We start from the raw sequence: 15,560 nt of genomic DNA on the forward strand, positions 1-15,560 counted from the left end.
ACGGGTGACGGCGGTTCACCCGATCCGGGTGAACCGCCGTCGGGCGGAAAAGAGCGGCGGGTGACGGAGCCAACCCCCTTGGCCCCGCCACCCGCCGCCGGAGGGAGAAGGCAGGTTCAGATACCGGTCAGGACGTCTCGGTGAGCGTCACGGTTGCCGTCTTCTCGGTGCCGTTGCGCTTGAACTGCACCTGGACCCGGTCGCCGACCTTGCCGGCCTGCACCGCGCCGACCAGGTCGTCGGAGTCGTTGACGGCCTTGTCGCCGAACCGGGTGATCACGTCGCCCCGCTGGAGACCGGCCTTGTCGGCAGCACTGCCCGGCGTGACCGACGCGACCAGGGCGCCGCCGCCCTCGGCCTGGTTGACGCCGACCCCGAGCGACGGGTGGCTGACCTTCTCGCCGCGCTGGAGCTTGCCCGCGACGTCCTTGGCCTTGTTGCTGGGGATCGCGAACCCGACGCCGATGTTGCCGGTGCTCTGGCCGGAGGTGGCGATGGCGGTGTTGACGCCGATCACCTCGCCACGGGTGTTGACCAGGGCGCCACCGGAGTTGCCGGGGTTGATCGGGGCATCGGTCTGGAGCAGGCCGGAGATCGAGCTGACCGTCTGGCCCTGCTGGTTCGGGTCCTGCGGCTGGCCCTCGCCGGCCCGGATGGTGCGGTCCCGGGCGCTGAGGATGCCCGCGGTCACCGAGCCCTGCAGGCCGAGCGGGCTGCCCAGGGCGAGGACCTGGTCGCCGACCTGCATGGCGTCGCTGTCGCCGAAGGTGGCCGGCTTGAGGCCGCTCACCCCGTTGGCCTTCACCACGGCCAGGTCGGTCTTCGGGTCGGTACCGACGATCTTCGCTTGCGCGTTCTTGCCGTCGGCGAAGACGACCTGCACGGTGTCGCCGGCGGCCGAGGCGACCACGTGGTTGTTGGTGAGCACGTAGCCGTCGGCGCTGAGCACCACGCCGGAGCCCTCGCCGCTGGTGGTGGCGATGGAGACGACGCTGTCCTGCACGGCGGCGGCGATCTTCGGCAGGTCGGCGCTGTTGAGCACCGGGGCCGCGGAGTAGGTGCGGGTGACCCCGCCACCGTCGCCGTCGAGGGCGAGCGCGAGCGCGCCGCCGGCCACACCGGAACCGAGCATGAGGGCGAACACGGCGACGCCGGCGCCGGCGAACTTGGCGATCCGGCCGGGCCGGGGCCCGGTGCCGGGCGGCGTGGCCTGCGGGCCCCACGGGGGAACCGGCTGTCCGGGGTGCTGCTGGTGCTGCTGGTGGCCCGGGTGCTGCTGCTGGTACGCCACGCCCGGCTGGCCCCCGCCGGCCCAGCCGGACTGCTGGCCGGGGTACCAGGGGGCGCCGGGGTACCGGGCGGCGGTCGGTTGCGGGTAGCCGGGCTGGCCGGGCGCCGGGTGGCCGGAGACCGGGTACGGCGGCGCGGAGTGGGTGCCAGCGGGAGGCTCGTACCCGGTCGGCTGCCCGACGGCCGGCGGGGCGCTGGCCTGCTGGCCGGCGTACCCGGCGGGCGCCGTGGGCTCGGCGGGCACGGCCGGATTGGCGGCGGTGGTCGCCGCGTCGTCGGTGGTCGAGACGACCGGGACATGGGTGGTCGGGGAGTCGGACTGCGCGCGCTCGTCGCGCGGCAGCTCGGCGGTGGGGTGCGACGGCTCGGCGTCGGTGGGTGCCGGCCGGCGCTGCGGGTCGGACTCGAACTCGGTCATGGAACTACCTTCTCCCCGGCCACTGCGACCAACCTGGAACCGTCCTGGAAGTTGCCTGAAAACTCATTCGCCCGCGTCGTCGGCCTGCGGCACCTGCGGCAGCCGGACCCGGAAGGTTGCGCCACCGCCCGGGGTCTCGACCACCTCGACCGTGCCGTGGTGGGCGGCGACCAACGCCGCCACGATAGCCAGGCCGAGGCCGGTGCCGGTGTTGCCCTCGGCCCGCCGGGTCCGCGCCGCGTCGGCCCGGTAGAACCGCTCGAAGACCCGTTCCGCCTGCTCCCGGGAGAGCCCCTGACCGGTGTCGGCCACCTCCACCACCGCGAGGTTCCCCGGCTCGGCGCGCAACCGCAGGCTGATCTCGGCGTCCGGCGGGGTGTGGGTCAGCGCGTTGGTGACCAGGTTGCCGATCACCTGACGCAGCCGCGCGTCGTCGGCGAAGACGACGAGGGGACCCGAGCCGGGCTCGATCTCCAGCTCGATCCGCCGGTCCGGGGCGATCGCCCGGGCGGCCTGCACCGCGTCGGAGGCGAGCACCGGCAGCTCGACCGGGGCCAGCGAGAGCGGCCGTTCCCGGTCCAGCCGGGCGAGCAGCAGCAGGTCCTCGACCAGCAGCCCCATCCGGGCCGCCTCGTCCTCGATCCGGCGCAGCAGGCCGGCGGTCTGCTCTGGCGCCCGGGCCGCGCCCTGCCGGTACAGCTCGGCGAAGCCACGAATGGTGGTCAGCGGGGTCCGGAGCTCGTGGGAGGCGTCCGCGACGAACTGCCGCATCCGCTCCTCGGATCGCCGGGCCCGCGCCTCGGACGCCTGCGCGGCGAACGCCGCGTCCCGGGCGGCGCTCTCGGCGGAGCGCGCCGCGGTCTCCGAGGCGGCCCGAGCGGTGAACGCCGCCTCGATCTGGGTGAGCATCGCGTTGAGCGCGCGGGAGAGCCGGCCCAGCTCGGAGGTGGGATGCTCCTGTCCCTGCTCCGGGTCGGGCACCCGGCGGGTCAGGTCACCGCCGGCGATGGCGGCGGCAGTCCGTTCGATTTCCACCAGCGGCTTGAGGCTGGTCCGCACGATCGCCGCGCCGACCGAGGCGAGCATGATCAGCACCGCGCCGCCGACCAGCAGGTCGATCCAGGCCAGCCGCTTGACGGCGAGGTCGACGTCGGTCAGGTGCTCGCCGATCGCCGCCCTCTGGCCGCCGGGCAGTTCGGTGTAGAGCATCCGCCAGCGCAGCGAGCTGTCCCGGGCGCGGACGGTGCGCGGGCCACCCTCCTGGGCCTTCTCCTGCGCTTCGAACCCGGCCGCGTCGCTCGGCCACGGCGGCAGGTCGCTCTCCGTGAAGCGGGACTTGTCGTACGCGAAGTCCTGGACGCGGCCGGTGGTCGGGCTGGTCAGCACGACCACGTAGTCGCTGGGCAGCGAGACGCGGTTCGACGACGGCATGATCGACTGGATCCGGTCAGCCGAATCGCGCAGCTCGAGGTCGATCTGGTCGACCAGGTAACTGTGCAGGAAGTAGGCGGTCGAGACACTGATCACCACCAGGGCGCCGGAGACCAGCGCCAGCACCGAGGCGACCAGCTTGATCCGCAGTGGTACGCCCCGCAGCCGTCCCTTCGCCTGCTGGACCGCGTTCACGCCGCCGGCTTGCGCAGCACGTACCCGACGCCACGAAGGGTGTGGATCAGCCGGGGCTGGCTGGTGTCGACCTTGCGCCGCAGGTAGGAGATGTAGGACTCGACGATGTTGTCGTCACCACGGAAGTCGTAGTTCCAGACGTGGTCGAGGATCTGCGCCTTGGACAGCACCCGGTTGGCGTTGAGCATCAGGTAGCGCAGCAGCTTGAACTCGGTTGGCGAGAGCTGCACCCGCTGCCCGGCCCGGTGCACCTCGTGGGTCTCCTCGTCCAGCTCCAGGTCGGCGAAGGTGAGCCGGGACGGGGCCTGCTCGCCGGTCGTGGTGCGGCGCAGCACGGCGCGGATCCGGGCGGTCAACTCCTCCAGGCTGAACGGCTTGGTGACGTAGTCGTCGCCGCCCAGGGTCAGCCCACGGATCTTGTCGTCGGTGGCGTCCCGGGCGGTCAGGAAGACCACAGGGGTACGCGTACCGCCCTCGCGGAGCATCCGGATGACCTCGAAGCCGTCGAGGTCCGGCAGCATCACGTCGAGCACCACCAGGTCGGGCCGGTGGTCCTTGGCGGCGTTCAGGGCCGCGCTGCCACTGGTGGCGGTGGCCACGTCGAAGCCCGCGAAGCGCAGGCTCGCGGAGAGCAGTTCGAGGATGTTCGGGTCGTCCTCGACGACGAGCAGACGCGCCTCGGTCTGGGTAGCGGGCATGTGCCCATCATCGGTGACCTCACTGCGCCGCCGCTGGGTGCTTCCTGGAAAAATCCTGTGAGTCGTCGGCCGCTCCCGACCGGGCCGGCGGCGTCGGTCAGCGCAGCAGTCGGCGCAGCCCGTCCAGCGCGCCGTCGAGCAGGCGGATCGCCGTGCGCAGCTGGGTGTCGCTGAACTGCCGGGCCCGCGCCAGCCGGCCCACCTCCGCGGTGAACGCTGCCAGCCGCTGGTCGAACTCGTCGAGCAGCCCTGCGCGCGGGCCGTTCGCCGCCGCCGGACCGGGCGGCGGGGCCGGAGGCTCCCACCGGGTACGCCGGGTCTGCCGGGCGGCCGCGCTCAGCTCCCGCTTGAGGTCGCGCACCGAGCCGCTCACCTCGCTGCGGATCTCGCCGGCCAGGGTGGAGAGGTCCGCCACCGAGGCGGCGATGTCCGCCTCCAGGGTGGTCAGCTCGCCGGCCCGTTGGCGCAGCTCGTCGCGGCCGGCGTCGGTGATGCCGTACGTCTTGCGGCCTCCGGCGGCGGTGTGGCTGACCAGCCCCTCGGCCTCCAGCCGTTGCAGGCGGGGGTAGATGGTGCCGGCGCTGGGCGCGTACAGCCCGAGGAACCGGTCCTCCAGCAGGCGGATCAGCTCGTAGCCGTGCTTCGGACCGTCGTCGAGGAGTTTGAGCAGGTAGAGCCGGAGCCGGCCGTGGCTGAACACGGCGGTCACGGCAGCTCCTCCTCGTCGTGGTCCACCGGCCGGGCGAGTAGCGCGATGCTCCCCGAGGTCGCGGACGCCCAGAGCTTACCCTCGCCGACGCCGAGCACCCCCTCGCTGTTGGCCAGCGGGAACGTCGAGGTGCGCACCTGGGGGAACCCGCTGGTGATCCGGCCCGAGGCGGTGTGCAGCCGTACGTCGAGGTCGCTGTCCTCCCGGATCCGGACGGTGATGCTGCCCGAGATGGTGGTGAGCCGGATCTCGCTGCGGCGGGGGTTGTCCAGGTCGCAGGTGATGGCTCCCGAGACGGTCTGCGCCCGCACCCGGTCGGCGGCGCTGTCGGCGAGGATCACCTCACCGGAGACCGTCTCCAGACTGAGGTCGCCGCCCACGCCGAGCGCCTCCACCGGCCCCGAAGTGATCTTCGCGAAGGTGCTGCCACGTAGCCCCATCAGGGTGATCTGACCAGCGGTCACGTCGACCGTGGTCTGCCGGCGCAGCCCGGAGGCGACCAGCGAGCCCGCGACCAGATTCAGGTCGGCGATGATGTCCGCGGGTACCGCGACGGAGACGTCGACTCGCGGGTACCGCGTGATCGACCGAAACCACCGCAGGGCGTCCGCCCAGCCCCGGCCGCGCTCCTGGCGGATGGTGAGCCGGCCGTCGGAGTGGGTGACCAGGACGGGTCGGCGGCCGACGCGGGTGACGTCGACCCGGGCCGGGCCGTCGGCGGCGACCACGTTGAGCCGCCCGCTCACCAGGCGGACGTCCAGCCGGGTGACCGGGCCGTCCACGGTGAGCCGCTGCGGGCTGTCGACCGTCCATCCGGTCATGGCGTCCTCCCCTCGGTCGACGCGCCGATGCGCGTCCGATGAGAGGAACAATAACGCGATACATCGCGACAGGACAAGACTGTCGCGAGTCGGGTCGGGCGGGCGCCGGTGAGCGCTATACCTCCCAGTCATAGTTATGACTCAGAGGTATGGCGCTCACCGAAACAGGTATGGCCGGACGACGCGGCCGCTCCGCTCAGGCCGCCAGGTCCAGTTCCCGGCCGGCGACCGGCGACGACACGGGAGCGGCCGTGGTCATGGCGGACAGCGGACGCAGCCGGGCCCGCGCCGCGGCACCCGCCGGGGGCAGCAGGTGTACGGCCGACTCGGCGGCCCGGGCCAGCAACCGCCGGTCGGCGTCGCGGGCTGGATGCAGTGCGGCAGCGACCGTCACCGTCACCACCAGTTCCCGCGCCGCGATCACCCGCGCCACCGAGCGCAGCAGGGTGTCCGCCCCGAGGAAGGCGCCGGCCGTGGTGGCCGATCCGGTGGCCGCGCACCGGTGAACGAGCCGCAGCGGCACCACCGGGCTGCCGGTGTCGATGGCCGCCTGGAACGTCGCGGGCCGGAACCCGCCGCCGGGGCGACAGTCGGCCGCGCGGTTCCCGGCGCACCAGGTCGTACCCTCCGGAAAGACCGCGACCGACCGGCCGGCGCGCAGCGCGTCGGCGACCCGGCGCACGGTGGCCGGCAGCGCCCGCGGCCGGGACCGGTCCACGAAGACCGTCCCCGCCGCCGCCGCGAGCAGGCCCACCACCGGCCAGGAGCGGATCTCCCGCTTCGCCACCATCCGGCTCGGCGCGACCGCCAGCACCGCGAGGACGTCCAGCCACGAGACATGGTTGGCGACCAGCAGCGCGCGCCGCCGGGGCAGTCGGCCCCGGATCACCAGCCGGACGCCGAAGGCGCGTGCGGTGCCTCGGGCCCAGCCGCGGACCGCCGCCCGCCTCTCCGGTGCCGGCAGCACGGGCAGCAGCACCACCAGGCCCGCCCCGGCCAGCAGCATGCCGGCGGCGGCGACCAACCGGAGCACCCGGCGGGCCGCCGACACCGTGGGCACCTCGCCGGCAGCCGGCAGGCACCCCTCGTCGCAGCCGGACGAGGGCCGCCAGAGGTCGTGCGGCGCGGCGGTCACCGCTCCTCCCCGCCCAGGAAGTGCCGCAGGTAGCGCGGGTTCATCCGGTCCAGCGAGAACAGCACGTAGAAGTCCGCGACCCCGAAGTCGGGGTCGTACGACGGCTCGCCGCAGATCCACGCGCCGAGCCGGAGGTAGCCACGCAACAGCGGCGGCACCGCGGCGCGGCCGGCCGGATCGGAGGCGGCCACCGGGCCGGCGGCGACGGCCGACTCCGCGAACCACGGCCGCAGCGGGCGGACCCGCAGCGGAGGCGGCGCCAGGTGCCGGGCCCGGGCCTGCGCCCACACCTCGGCCACCGCCCGGCCGCCGTCGGCCACCGGCACGGAGGCGCAGCCGCCGAGCCAGCGTGAGCCGCGCAGGTGCAGGTACCGGGTGATGCCGGCCCACATCAGGTTGATCACCGCGCCCGAGCGGTGATCCGGGTGCACGCAGGAGCGGCCCGCCTCGACCAGGTCGTCGCGGAGCGGGTCGAGCGCGCCGAGGTCGAACTCGTCCTCGGCGTACCGCCGGTTGGTGCGGCCGGGCGGCAGCAGCCGGTACGTACCGACCACCTCGCCGGTGCTCTCCTGGCGGACGATCAGGTGGTCACAGTGTGCGTCGAAGGGGTCCACGTCCAGCCCGGCCTCGCCAGGGCGGAGGGTGGCGCCGAGCTCGGTGGCGAACACCTCGTGACGCAGGCGTTGCGCGGCCGCGACCTGGGTCGGGTCGTCGGCGATCAGCAGGGTGTATCCGCTGGTCGTTAGGGGTGCGCCAGCGGCATGCAGAACGGCCATGGGATCTGTGTAGTGCCCGGGGTTGCCATCGGCGGTGACCCCCGGTGTCGATCGGGTGAACGCCGGCCGGCGGATGCGCCCGACAGCGGCCGTGCGAGGCTGCCGGACGGACCCGGCGACGGCGCCGGCACGCCCCACCGGAGGTCGACGATGCGCATCGAGTCCCGCTACAACGGGCCGTCCGGCTCCGGCAACGGCGGCTGGAGCGCCGGAATCTTCGCCGCCGCGGCGGGCGGCCCCGGCCCGGTCGAGGTGACGCTGCGCCGGCCACCACCGCTGGACACGGCGCTGAGCATGGTCGACGGCGAGGTCCGTGACCCGGCCGGCGAACTGGTGGCCGAGGTGCGCCCGGCCGAGGCGGTGGACGCCGTCGTACCGCCGGTCGACCGGGACACCGCGATCGACGCCGCAACCCGCTACCCCGGCCTGGTCGAGCACCCGTTCCCCGACTGCTACGTCTGCGGTCCGCACCGAGCCGACGGGTTGCGGATCTTTCCTGGCCGCCTGCCGGACGGCCGGACCGCTGCGCCGTTCCGTGCGCCCGCGCAGGTCAGCGACGCCACGGTCTGGGCGGCGCTGGACTGTCCGGGCGGCTGGACGGTGCTCGCGCCCGGCCGCCCGTACCTGCTGGGCCGGATCGCCGCCGTGGTCACCGCGCTGCCGTCACCCGGCGACGAGTGCGTGGTGACCGGTGCGCTGATCCGTGCCGATGGGCGCAAGGCCCTCGTGCACACCAGCCTGTACGGACCGGACGGCGCGCTGCTCGGCGCGGCCCGGGCCACCTGGATCTCCCGCTGACCCCGCCGTCGTCCGCAGGGAGGAGCCGCCTCCGCCCCGAGACGGACCGCGTCGTACGGACCGCGCCTGATTGACCTTGTTGCCCCGGGCCGTCACGCTGTGCCACGGCGTACCTCGACGCCACACCCGGGAGGAGAACGATGACTGACGGGCAGCGAAGCCCCACCAACGACGATCAGATCGTGGTGTCCGGTCTGACGAAGCAGTACAAGAACGTCCGGGCGGTGAACAACCTGTCCTTCACCGTGGCGCCGGGGCGGGTGACCGGCTTCCTCGGCCCGAACGGTGCCGGCAAGACCACCACGCTGCGCATGCTGCTGAATCTGGTCACGCCGACTGCCGGTACGGCCACCATCAGCGGCCAGCGGTACGCCGACCTCTCCGACCCGTTGCGGCACGTCGGCGCGATCCTGGAGGCGTCCAGCGCGCACAAGGGCCGCACCGGCATCAACCACCTGCGGGTGATCTGCGCGGCGGCCGGTCTGCCCAAGCAGCGGGCCGACGAGGCGCTCGCCCTGGTCGGGTTGACCCCGGCGGCGAAGCGCAAGTTCAAGGGCTACTCGCTGGGCATGAAGCAGCGGCTCGGGATCGCCGCCGCGATGCTCGGCGACCCCCGGGTGCTGATCCTGGACGAGCCGGCCAACGGGCTCGACCCGGAGGGCATCCGGTGGATGCGGGGATTCCTCAAGAACCTCGCCCACGAGGGCCGGACAGTGCTGGTCTCCAGCCACCTGCTGTCGGAGATGCAGTTGCTCGCCGACGACGTGGTGATCATCGCGGCGGGGCAGCTGGTCCGGCAGGGGCCGGTCGACCAGGTCCTCGGGTCGATGGCACAGAGCGCCCTGGTCCGGGTCCGCACCCCGCACGTCGAGGCGCTGACCGCCGCGCTGAAGGCGCAGTCGGCCACCGTCGACACCGACGAGCACGGCGTCCTCCTGGTCGGCGGGGTGGACGCTCCGACGATCGGCCGCGCCGCCCTGGCCGCTGGGGTCGAGCTGCACGAACTGACCACCGAACGGCCCGACCTGGAACGGGTCTTCCTGGAGCTGACGGCCGGAAAGGCGGGCATCCGATGAACCTGGTCCGAGCCGAACTGCTCAAGATCCGTACCACCAACACCTGGTGGATCTTCGCGCTCATCAGCCTGCCACTCTGGGCGCTCACCCTGCTCATCAACTGGTTGCAGGCCGATGCCCTGACCAGCAACGCCGTCACGGACCTGTCGTCCGAGCAGGCGGCCCAGTTCGAGGCCGCGGCCAGTCCGGACGCGCTCTCGTCGAACCTGTTCACCACCGGGCAGTTCTTCGGCCTGCTGATCGTGATGCTGCTCGGCATCATCGTGGTGACCAGCGAGTTCTTCCACCAGACGGTGACCACCACGTTCCTCACCACGCCGCACCGCACCGCGGTGATGAGCGCCAAGCTGGCCGCGGCGAGTGTGCTGGCGCTGCTGTTCTGGCTGGTCACCACCGCGTTCAACCTGATCGCCGGTGCGGCGGTGCTGAACGCGGTCGGGGTGGGCTCGCAACTGGGCAACGACGCGGCCTGGCGGGCGATCGGGTTGAACCTGCTCGCGTACCTGCTCTGGGCCGTGTTCGGCGTCGGCATCGGGGTGCTGATCCGCAGCCAGATCGGCGCCACCGTGACCGGCATCCTGCTCTACCTGGGTGGCTCGATCGGCGCCATCGTGGTGATCAGCATCCTGGCCGCCCGGTGGGGAGACTGGATCAACAACCTGCAACTGCTGGTGCCGTCGCTCGCCTCGTCGCTGATGGTCACCGGGGCGGACATCCCCGGCAACCCGCCGCGCTGGGCGGGCGCCGTCGTGCTGATCGGGTACGCGGTGATCACCGGCCTGGTCGGCACCCTGCTGATGCGCCGGCGCGACATCTCCTGACCCGTAGCGTCCCGGGGTGGCGGCGGCTCGGTCGCCACCCCGGGGCGTCCCGGTCCCCCGGCCGCCCGGCTCCGACTTCGTCGCCTCACCCGCCCGGGCAGCCCCGGCCGCCGCTGGTCGGGACGCAGTGGCCGACCGGCGGGGCCGACTCCTGGTCGGCCGGGGTGTGGCCGATCAGGGTGCTGGTCGCCATGCTGCCGAAGAGCGCCACCGCCAGATAGAGCAGCGCCATCCCGCCGAGCGACCAGCCGAAGTGCCGCCGCCAGCCCCGCTCACCGGCCCACCCGGCGAGCAGCAGGCCGGCCAGCGGCAGCGCCGCGTTCAGCACGAGGCCGGCGGTCAGCAGGGCGTCGGTCGTCGCGCCGAACGCCCGCGCCACGTCCGGGGTCGGCGTGTACGGCGTGGACGTCCGCCGGATCAGGCCCACCACCAGCAGGAACGGCCCCCCGTAGAGCCAGGCGAAGAAGAGCACGCCCAGGCCGAGCCGCTTCACGATCGGCCCAGATAGGCGGCGGCCACTACGGCGCAGACCGCGCCGCTGACCGCCACGGACAGGGTGCCGGCCAGCACCGCCGAGGTGATCCGGTGGACGACCAGCGCGTTGACCACCGCCGTGACAATCAGCAACCCGACGAGCACCGGCCCGCCCCAGACCAGCCCGGCCAGCGCCAGCGACTCCAGCGGAGAGAGACAACTGAACATTGCCGAACAGTCCTGCCGTGGCGCGCTCGGCACGCTGGTCGTACCCACCACCACCGCCGCGATCGCCGTGGCGTACCAACCGAACGCGACCGCCATGCTCCTGCCGTACCGCTCCCGTGCCCCCGTGCCATCCATGCGGCCGATCCTGCCGAGGAGCGCCCGGGCGGACATCCGTACCCGTACTCAATCGCCGGCGCCGGCCGCCTACCAGCCTTCGGACGCACCCGCAGCAACTGCTGAACTTCTGGCATCTTCTGTGAAACGGACCACGCGACCGAGGCGGAAATGCCTCTGGGATCCGTACGGCGTAGCCTGGGAGCCGTCCTGTCCGTGCTCCGAACCGGGCGCGACGGACACCGCGTGACACACAAACCCGCGTGAAAGAGGCGATTACCGGCCGTGTCGACCCAGCAGACTTCGCAGGATAACCCACTGGCGGGTTTCGGCCCGAACGAGTGGATCGTCGAGGACATGTACCAGCGCTACCTCGCCGACCCAACGAGTGTCGATTCGGCCTGGCACGACTTCTTCGCCGACTACCGACCGGCGCCGGGCGCCGCCACCCCACGCGGCGGTGAGTCGGCGGGCACGCCGGCCGCAACGCCGGAGCCGGACGGCCAGCCGGAGGCGGCCGCCTCGGTCAGCCAGCCCAGCGCCGCGACGAAGCCGGCGGCAGCCAGCAAGCCGGCCGCCTCGCAGCCGGCACCGGCCAAGCCCGCCGCCGCGGCACCCGCCCCGGCGAAGGCCGCCGCGCCGGCGAAGGCCGCCCCGGCCAAGCCGGCCGCGAAGGCTGCCGCGCCGAGCGCCGAGGGCCCGCAGACCACCCCGCTGCGCGGGGTCGCCGCGAAGATCGTCCAGAACATGGACGCCTCGCTGAGCGTGCCCACCGCGACCAGCGTCCGCGCGGTCCCGGCCAAGCTGCTGGTGGACAACCGCATCGTGATCAACAACCACCTCGCCCGCGGGCGCGGTGGCAAGGTCAGCTTCACCCACCTGGTCGGCTACGCGATGGTCCGGGCGCTGGTCCAGCACCCGGAGATGAACAACTCCTTCGCCGAGGCCAACGGCAAGCCCGCCGTGGTCCGCCCGGCGCACGTCAACCTCGGCATCGCGATCGACCTGACCAAGCCGGACGGCACCCGCAACCTGGTGGTCCCCTCCATCAAGGGCTGCGAGCAGATGGACTTCCGGCAGTTCTGGCAGGCGTACGAGGACGTGGTCCGGCGGGCGCGGCGCAACGAGCTGACCATGGAGGACTACTCCGGCACCACGATCTCGCTGACCAACCCGGGCGGCATCGGCACCGTGCACTCGATGCCGCGGCTGATGCAGGGGCAGAGCGCGATCATCGGCGTCGGCGCGATGGAGTACCCGGCCCCCTACCAGGGCATGTCCGAGGCCACCCTGGCCGAGCTGGCGGTCAGCAAGATCATCACGCTGACCAGCACGTACGACCACCGGATCATCCAGGGCGCGCAGTCCGGCGAGTTCCTCAAGGTGATGCACGAGCTGATCCTGGGCGAGCACGGCTTCTACGACGAGATCTTCACCTCGCTGCGGATCCCGTACGAGCCGGTCCGCTGGGTACGCGACGTCGCGGTCAACTCCGAGGGCCAGATCAACAAGACCGCGCGGGTGCACGAGCTGATCCACGCCTACCGGGTGCGCGGGCACCTGATGGCCGACACCGACCCGCTCGAGTTCAAGATCCGCAAGCACCCCGACCTGGACGTCCTCCAGCACGGGCTGACCCTGTGGGACCTCGACCGCGAGTTCCCGGTGAACGGCTTCGCCGGCCGGCAGCGGATGAAGCTGCGCGAGATCCTCGGCGTGCTGCGCGACTCGTACTGCCGCCGCGTCGGCATCGAGTACATGCACATCCAGGACCCGGAGGAGCGGCGCTGGATCCAGGAGCGGATCGAGCGCAAGTACGAGAAGCCCTCCCCGGACGAGCAGAAGCACGTGCTCAACCGGCTCAACGCCGCCGAGGCGTTCGAGACCTTCCTGCAGACCAAGTACGTCGGCCAGAAGCGCTTCTCGCTGGAGGGTGGCGAGTCGCTGATCCCGCTGCTCGGCGAGGTGCTGGAGTCCTCCGCCGAGAGCGGGCTGGACGAGGTCGTCATCGGCATGGCCCACCGGGGTCGGCTCAACGTGCTGGCCAACATCGTCGGCAAGCCGTACGAGAAGATTTTCTCCGAGTTCGAGGGGCACCTGGACCCGCGCTCGACGCAGGGCTCCGGCGACGTGAAGTACCACCTCGGCCAGAACGGCAAGTTCACCACCCCCGACGGCGGCCACGCGGTCAAGGTGTCCGTGGTGGCCAACCCGTCACACCTGGAGGCCGTCGACCCGGTGCTGGAGGGCATCGTCCGGGCCAAGCAGGACCGGATCGACCTCAAGCTGGAGGGCTACACCGTGCTGCCGCTGGCGGTGCACGGTGACGCCGCGTTCGCCGGGCAGGGCGTGGTCGCCGAGACGCTCAACCTGTCGCAGCTGCGCGGCTACCGCACCGGCGGCACCGTGCACGTGGTGGTCAACAACCAGGTCGGCTTCACCACCGCCCCGGAGTACAGCCGGTCCAGCCTCTACAGCACCGACGTGGCCCGGATGATCCAGGCGCCGATCTTCCACGTCAACGGCGACGACCCGGAGGCCGTGGTCCGGGTAGCCCGGCTGGCCTTCGAGTACCGGCAGGCGTTCAACAAGGACGTCGTGATCGACATGGTCTGCTACCGCCGGCGCGGGCACAACGAGGGCGACGACCCGTCGATGTCCAACCCCCAGATGTACAAGATCATTGATTCCAAGCGCTCGGTCCGCAAGCTCTACACCGAGGAGCTGATCGGTCGCGGCGACATCACCGTGGAGGACGCGGAGGAGCTGCTACGCGACTACCAGTCGCAGCTGGAGCGGGTCTTCAAGGCCACTCGGGATGCCGCCTCGGCGCCGCGCCAGCTCAACCGGCCGCGCCGCGAGGAGGAGCCGGAGCCGCAGGTCGACACCGCCACCGACGCCGCCGTGGTGAAGGCGATCGGCGAGGCGCACATCAACCTGCCGGAGGGATTCACCCCGCACAAGCGGATCCAGCAACTGCTCGACCGGCGGGCCAAGATGTCCGTCGAGGGCAACATCGACTGGGGCTTCGGCGAGATCATCGCGCTCGGGGCGCTGCTGCACGACGGGGTCACCGTCCGGCTGGCCGGTCAGGACTCCCGCCGCGGCACCTTCGTCCAGCGGCACGCCTCGGTGGTCGACGCCCGTACCGGCGACGACTACCTGCCGCTGAAGTCACTCACCGGCGACGGCGAGCGCTCCCGGTTCTTCGTGCACGACTCGCTGCTCAGCGAGTACGCCGCGATGGGCTTCGAGTACGGCTACTCGGTGGAGAACATCAACGCGCTGGTCGCCTGGGAGGCCCAGTTCGGTGACTTCGTCAACGGCGCCCAGTCCGTGATCGACGAGTTCATCTCCTCCGGTGAGGTGAAGTGGGGTCAGCGCTCGGCGGTCACCCTGCTGCTGCCGCACGGCCACGAGGGTCAGGGCCCGGACCACACCTCCGGCCGCCCGGAGCGGTTCCTGCAGATGTGCGCCGAGGACAACATGCGGGTCGCCATCCCGACCACCCCGGCGAACTACTTCCACCTGCTGCGCCGCCAGGCCCTGTCGCCGAAGCGCAAGCCGCTGGTGGTCTTCACGCCGAAGTCGCTGCTGCGGCACAAGCTCTGCGTCTCGTCGGTGGAGGACTTCACCACCGGCACCTTCCAGCCGGTGCTGCGCGACACGGCCGCCCCGGCGCCGGAGGCGGTGAAGCGGGTGCTGCTCTGCTCGGGCAAGATCTACTACGACCTGTTCCAGGCCCGGCAGGAGCGCGGCGTCACCGACACCGCGATCATCCGGATCGAGCAGCTGTACCCGCTGGCGGTGGAGGAGATCCGGGCCGCCCTGGCGCAGTACCCGAACGCGGAGGACTTCGCCTGGGTGCAGGAGGAGCCGGCCAACCAGGGCGCCTGGTCGTTCGTCGCGCTCAACCTCCTGGAGCACCTCACGGACGTTCGGCTGCGGCGGATCTCCCGCCCGGCCGCGGCCGCCCCGGCGGTCGGCTCGGCCAAGACGCACGAGGTCGAGCAGAACGCCCTGATCGAGGCGGCACTCCCCCGCCCCTGAGCTCCACCCATCCCTGCGACACCCCCGGTCCCGCCCGCTCCCCGCGGGCGGGACCGGCGCCCTGTCCCGCCGCCGCGATCTAGGGCTTATCGTCGTGAGTCGATCTCGGATCGCGACGATAAGCCCTAGATCGACGCACCAGAGACGCACGCGACAGCGACGCACGCATCAGCGAGGAGCGAGGACGTTCCGATGTACTTCACCGACCGTGGTATCGAGGAGCTGGTTGAGCGCCGGGGCGACGAGCAGGTGACCCTGGAATGGCTCGGCGAGCGCCTGCGTGATTTCGTGGACCTCAACCCCGACTTCGAAACCCCCATCGAGCGCCTGGCCACCTACCTGGCCCGCCTCGACGACCCCGACGACGAGTAACGCCCCCGCCCCGCCCCCGCCCCCACCCTCGTGATCATGAAGTTGTTGCGCGTGTCGCCGGCGAGTCGCGGCAACAACTTCATGATCAAAGGAGAAGGTGCCGGGGGTGGGAGGGCGGAGGGCCCGGGTTGGAGGGTGCGCGATCTTCTAGGGT

At 72.2% G+C, this 15,560-nt stretch carries 14 protein-coding genes; 5 read left to right on the forward strand and 9 right to left on the reverse strand.

What is annotated here, in order from left to right; translation table 11 throughout:
* Nucleotides 1-127: 127 nt before the first annotated feature.
* The 7 genes from BUS84_RS18320 to BUS84_RS18350 all read right to left on the reverse strand — a co-directional run bounded on the left by BUS84_RS18320 (nt 128) and on the right by BUS84_RS18350 (nt 7,473).
* A complete protein-coding gene (locus BUS84_RS18320; RefSeq protein WP_074314146.1) occupies nt 128-1,708 on the reverse strand; it encodes a trypsin-like peptidase domain-containing protein in 1,581 nt (526 codons plus the stop codon).
* Between the two features lie 63 nt (nt 1,709-1,771).
* Entirely contained in the window at nt 1,772-3,334 is a 1,563-nt protein-coding gene (locus BUS84_RS18325; protein ID WP_074314147.1) for a sensor histidine kinase, read from the reverse strand.
* Nucleotides 3,331-4,032, reverse strand: a complete 702-nt coding sequence (locus tag BUS84_RS18330) for a response regulator transcription factor (RefSeq protein WP_074314148.1) — start codon at nt 4,030-4,032, stop codon at nt 3,331-3,333. The genes BUS84_RS18325 and BUS84_RS18330 overlap by 4 nt, the downstream gene beginning before the upstream one ends.
* Before the next feature lie 97 nt (nt 4,033-4,129).
* The gene (locus BUS84_RS18335) at nt 4,130-4,741 is read right to left on the reverse strand and encodes a PadR family transcriptional regulator (RefSeq protein ID WP_074314149.1); all 612 of its coding nucleotides are present in this window, start codon (nt 4,739-4,741) and stop codon (nt 4,130-4,132) included.
* Nucleotides 4,738-5,562 carry a DUF4097 family beta strand repeat-containing protein gene (locus BUS84_RS18340; RefSeq protein WP_074314151.1) on the reverse strand — a complete coding sequence of 275 codons (825 nt, stop codon included), beginning with the start codon at nt 5,560-5,562 and terminating at the stop codon, nt 4,738-4,740. The genes BUS84_RS18335 and BUS84_RS18340 overlap by 4 nt, the downstream gene beginning before the upstream one ends.
* Nucleotides 5,563-5,758: 196 nt before the next feature.
* Entirely contained in the window at nt 5,759-6,697 is a 939-nt protein-coding gene (locus BUS84_RS18345; protein ID WP_074314153.1) for a lysophospholipid acyltransferase family protein, read from the reverse strand.
* A complete protein-coding gene (locus BUS84_RS18350; protein ID WP_074318915.1) occupies nt 6,694-7,473 on the reverse strand; it encodes a GNAT family N-acetyltransferase in 780 nt (259 codons plus the stop codon). Before BUS84_RS18350 ends, BUS84_RS18345 begins: the two co-directional genes overlap by 4 nt.
* Nucleotides 7,474-7,623: 150 nt before the next feature.
* On the opposite strand from BUS84_RS18350, the gene BUS84_RS18355 reads away from it, so the two are divergent.
* The 3 genes from BUS84_RS18355 (at nt 7,624) to BUS84_RS18365 (ending at nt 10,168) form a co-directional block, all read left to right on the forward strand.
* Nucleotides 7,624-8,271 (forward strand): hypothetical protein, encoded by a 648-nt coding sequence (locus BUS84_RS18355; RefSeq protein ID WP_074314155.1) that lies wholly within the window; start codon nt 7,624-7,626, stop codon nt 8,269-8,271.
* Between the two features lie 140 nt (nt 8,272-8,411).
* Nucleotides 8,412-9,347, forward strand: coding sequence for an ABC transporter ATP-binding protein (locus BUS84_RS18360; RefSeq protein WP_074314157.1), 936 nt, complete (start codon nt 8,412-8,414; stop codon nt 9,345-9,347).
* Entirely contained in the window at nt 9,344-10,168 is an 825-nt protein-coding gene (locus BUS84_RS18365) for an ABC transporter permease (protein WP_074314159.1), read from the forward strand. Before BUS84_RS18360 ends, BUS84_RS18365 begins: the two co-directional genes overlap by 4 nt.
* 85 nt (nt 10,169-10,253) lie before the next feature.
* Here the strand turns inward: BUS84_RS18365 and BUS84_RS18370 are convergent, their stop codons facing one another.
* Nucleotides 10,254-10,661, reverse strand: coding sequence for a hypothetical protein (locus BUS84_RS18370; RefSeq protein WP_074314161.1), 408 nt, complete (start codon nt 10,659-10,661; stop codon nt 10,254-10,256).
* Nucleotides 10,658-11,005, reverse strand: coding sequence for a hypothetical protein (locus BUS84_RS18375; RefSeq protein ID WP_143728456.1), 348 nt, complete (start codon nt 11,003-11,005; stop codon nt 10,658-10,660). The genes BUS84_RS18370 and BUS84_RS18375 overlap by 4 nt, the downstream gene beginning before the upstream one ends.
* 264 nt (nt 11,006-11,269) lie before the next feature.
* On the opposite strand from BUS84_RS18375, the gene BUS84_RS18380 reads away from it, so the two are divergent.
* Nucleotides 11,270-15,034, forward strand: a complete 3,765-nt coding sequence (locus BUS84_RS18380; protein WP_074314164.1) for a multifunctional oxoglutarate decarboxylase/oxoglutarate dehydrogenase thiamine pyrophosphate-binding subunit/dihydrolipoyllysine-residue succinyltransferase subunit — start codon at nt 11,270-11,272, stop codon at nt 15,032-15,034.
* A 192-nt stretch (nt 15,035-15,226) separates the two neighbouring features.
* Nucleotides 15,227-15,406, forward strand: a complete 180-nt coding sequence (locus tag BUS84_RS18385; protein WP_074314166.1) for a DUF6104 family protein — start codon at nt 15,227-15,229, stop codon at nt 15,404-15,406.
* Nucleotides 15,407-15,560 lie beyond the last annotated feature (154 nt).

Source organism: Micromonospora cremea (assembly GCF_900143515.1).
In the GTDB taxonomy this organism is placed as follows: Bacteria; Actinomycetota; Actinomycetes; order Mycobacteriales; family Micromonosporaceae; genus Micromonospora; species Micromonospora cremea.

Excerpts from the sequence above, each read along its gene's own strand:
- BUS84_RS18330 (WP_074314148.1), bottom strand. The coding sequence starts at position 4,032 with ATGCCCGCTACCCAGACCGAGGCGCGTCTGCTCGTCGTCGAGGACGAC.
- BUS84_RS18340 (WP_074314151.1), bottom strand. The coding sequence starts at position 5,562 with ATGACCGGATGGACGGTCGACAGCCCGCAGCGGCTCACCGTGGACGGC.
- BUS84_RS18350 (WP_074318915.1), bottom strand. The coding sequence starts at position 7,473 with ATGGCCGTTCTGCATGCCGCTGGCGCACCCCTAACGACCAGCGGATAC.
- BUS84_RS18375 (WP_143728456.1), bottom strand. The coding sequence starts at position 11,005 with ATGGATGGCACGGGGGCACGGGAGCGGTACGGCAGGAGCATGGCGGTC.
- BUS84_RS18360 (WP_074314157.1), top strand. The coding sequence starts at position 8,412 with ATGACTGACGGGCAGCGAAGCCCCACCAACGACGATCAGATCGTGGTG.
- BUS84_RS18320 (WP_074314146.1), bottom strand. The coding sequence starts at position 1,708 with ATGACCGAGTTCGAGTCCGACCCGCAGCGCCGGCCGGCACCCACCGAC.
- BUS84_RS18365 (WP_074314159.1), top strand. The coding sequence starts at position 9,344 with ATGAACCTGGTCCGAGCCGAACTGCTCAAGATCCGTACCACCAACACC.
- BUS84_RS18385 (WP_074314166.1), top strand. The coding sequence starts at position 15,227 with ATGTACTTCACCGACCGTGGTATCGAGGAGCTGGTTGAGCGCCGGGGC.
- BUS84_RS18355 (WP_074314155.1), top strand. The coding sequence starts at position 7,624 with ATGCGCATCGAGTCCCGCTACAACGGGCCGTCCGGCTCCGGCAACGGC.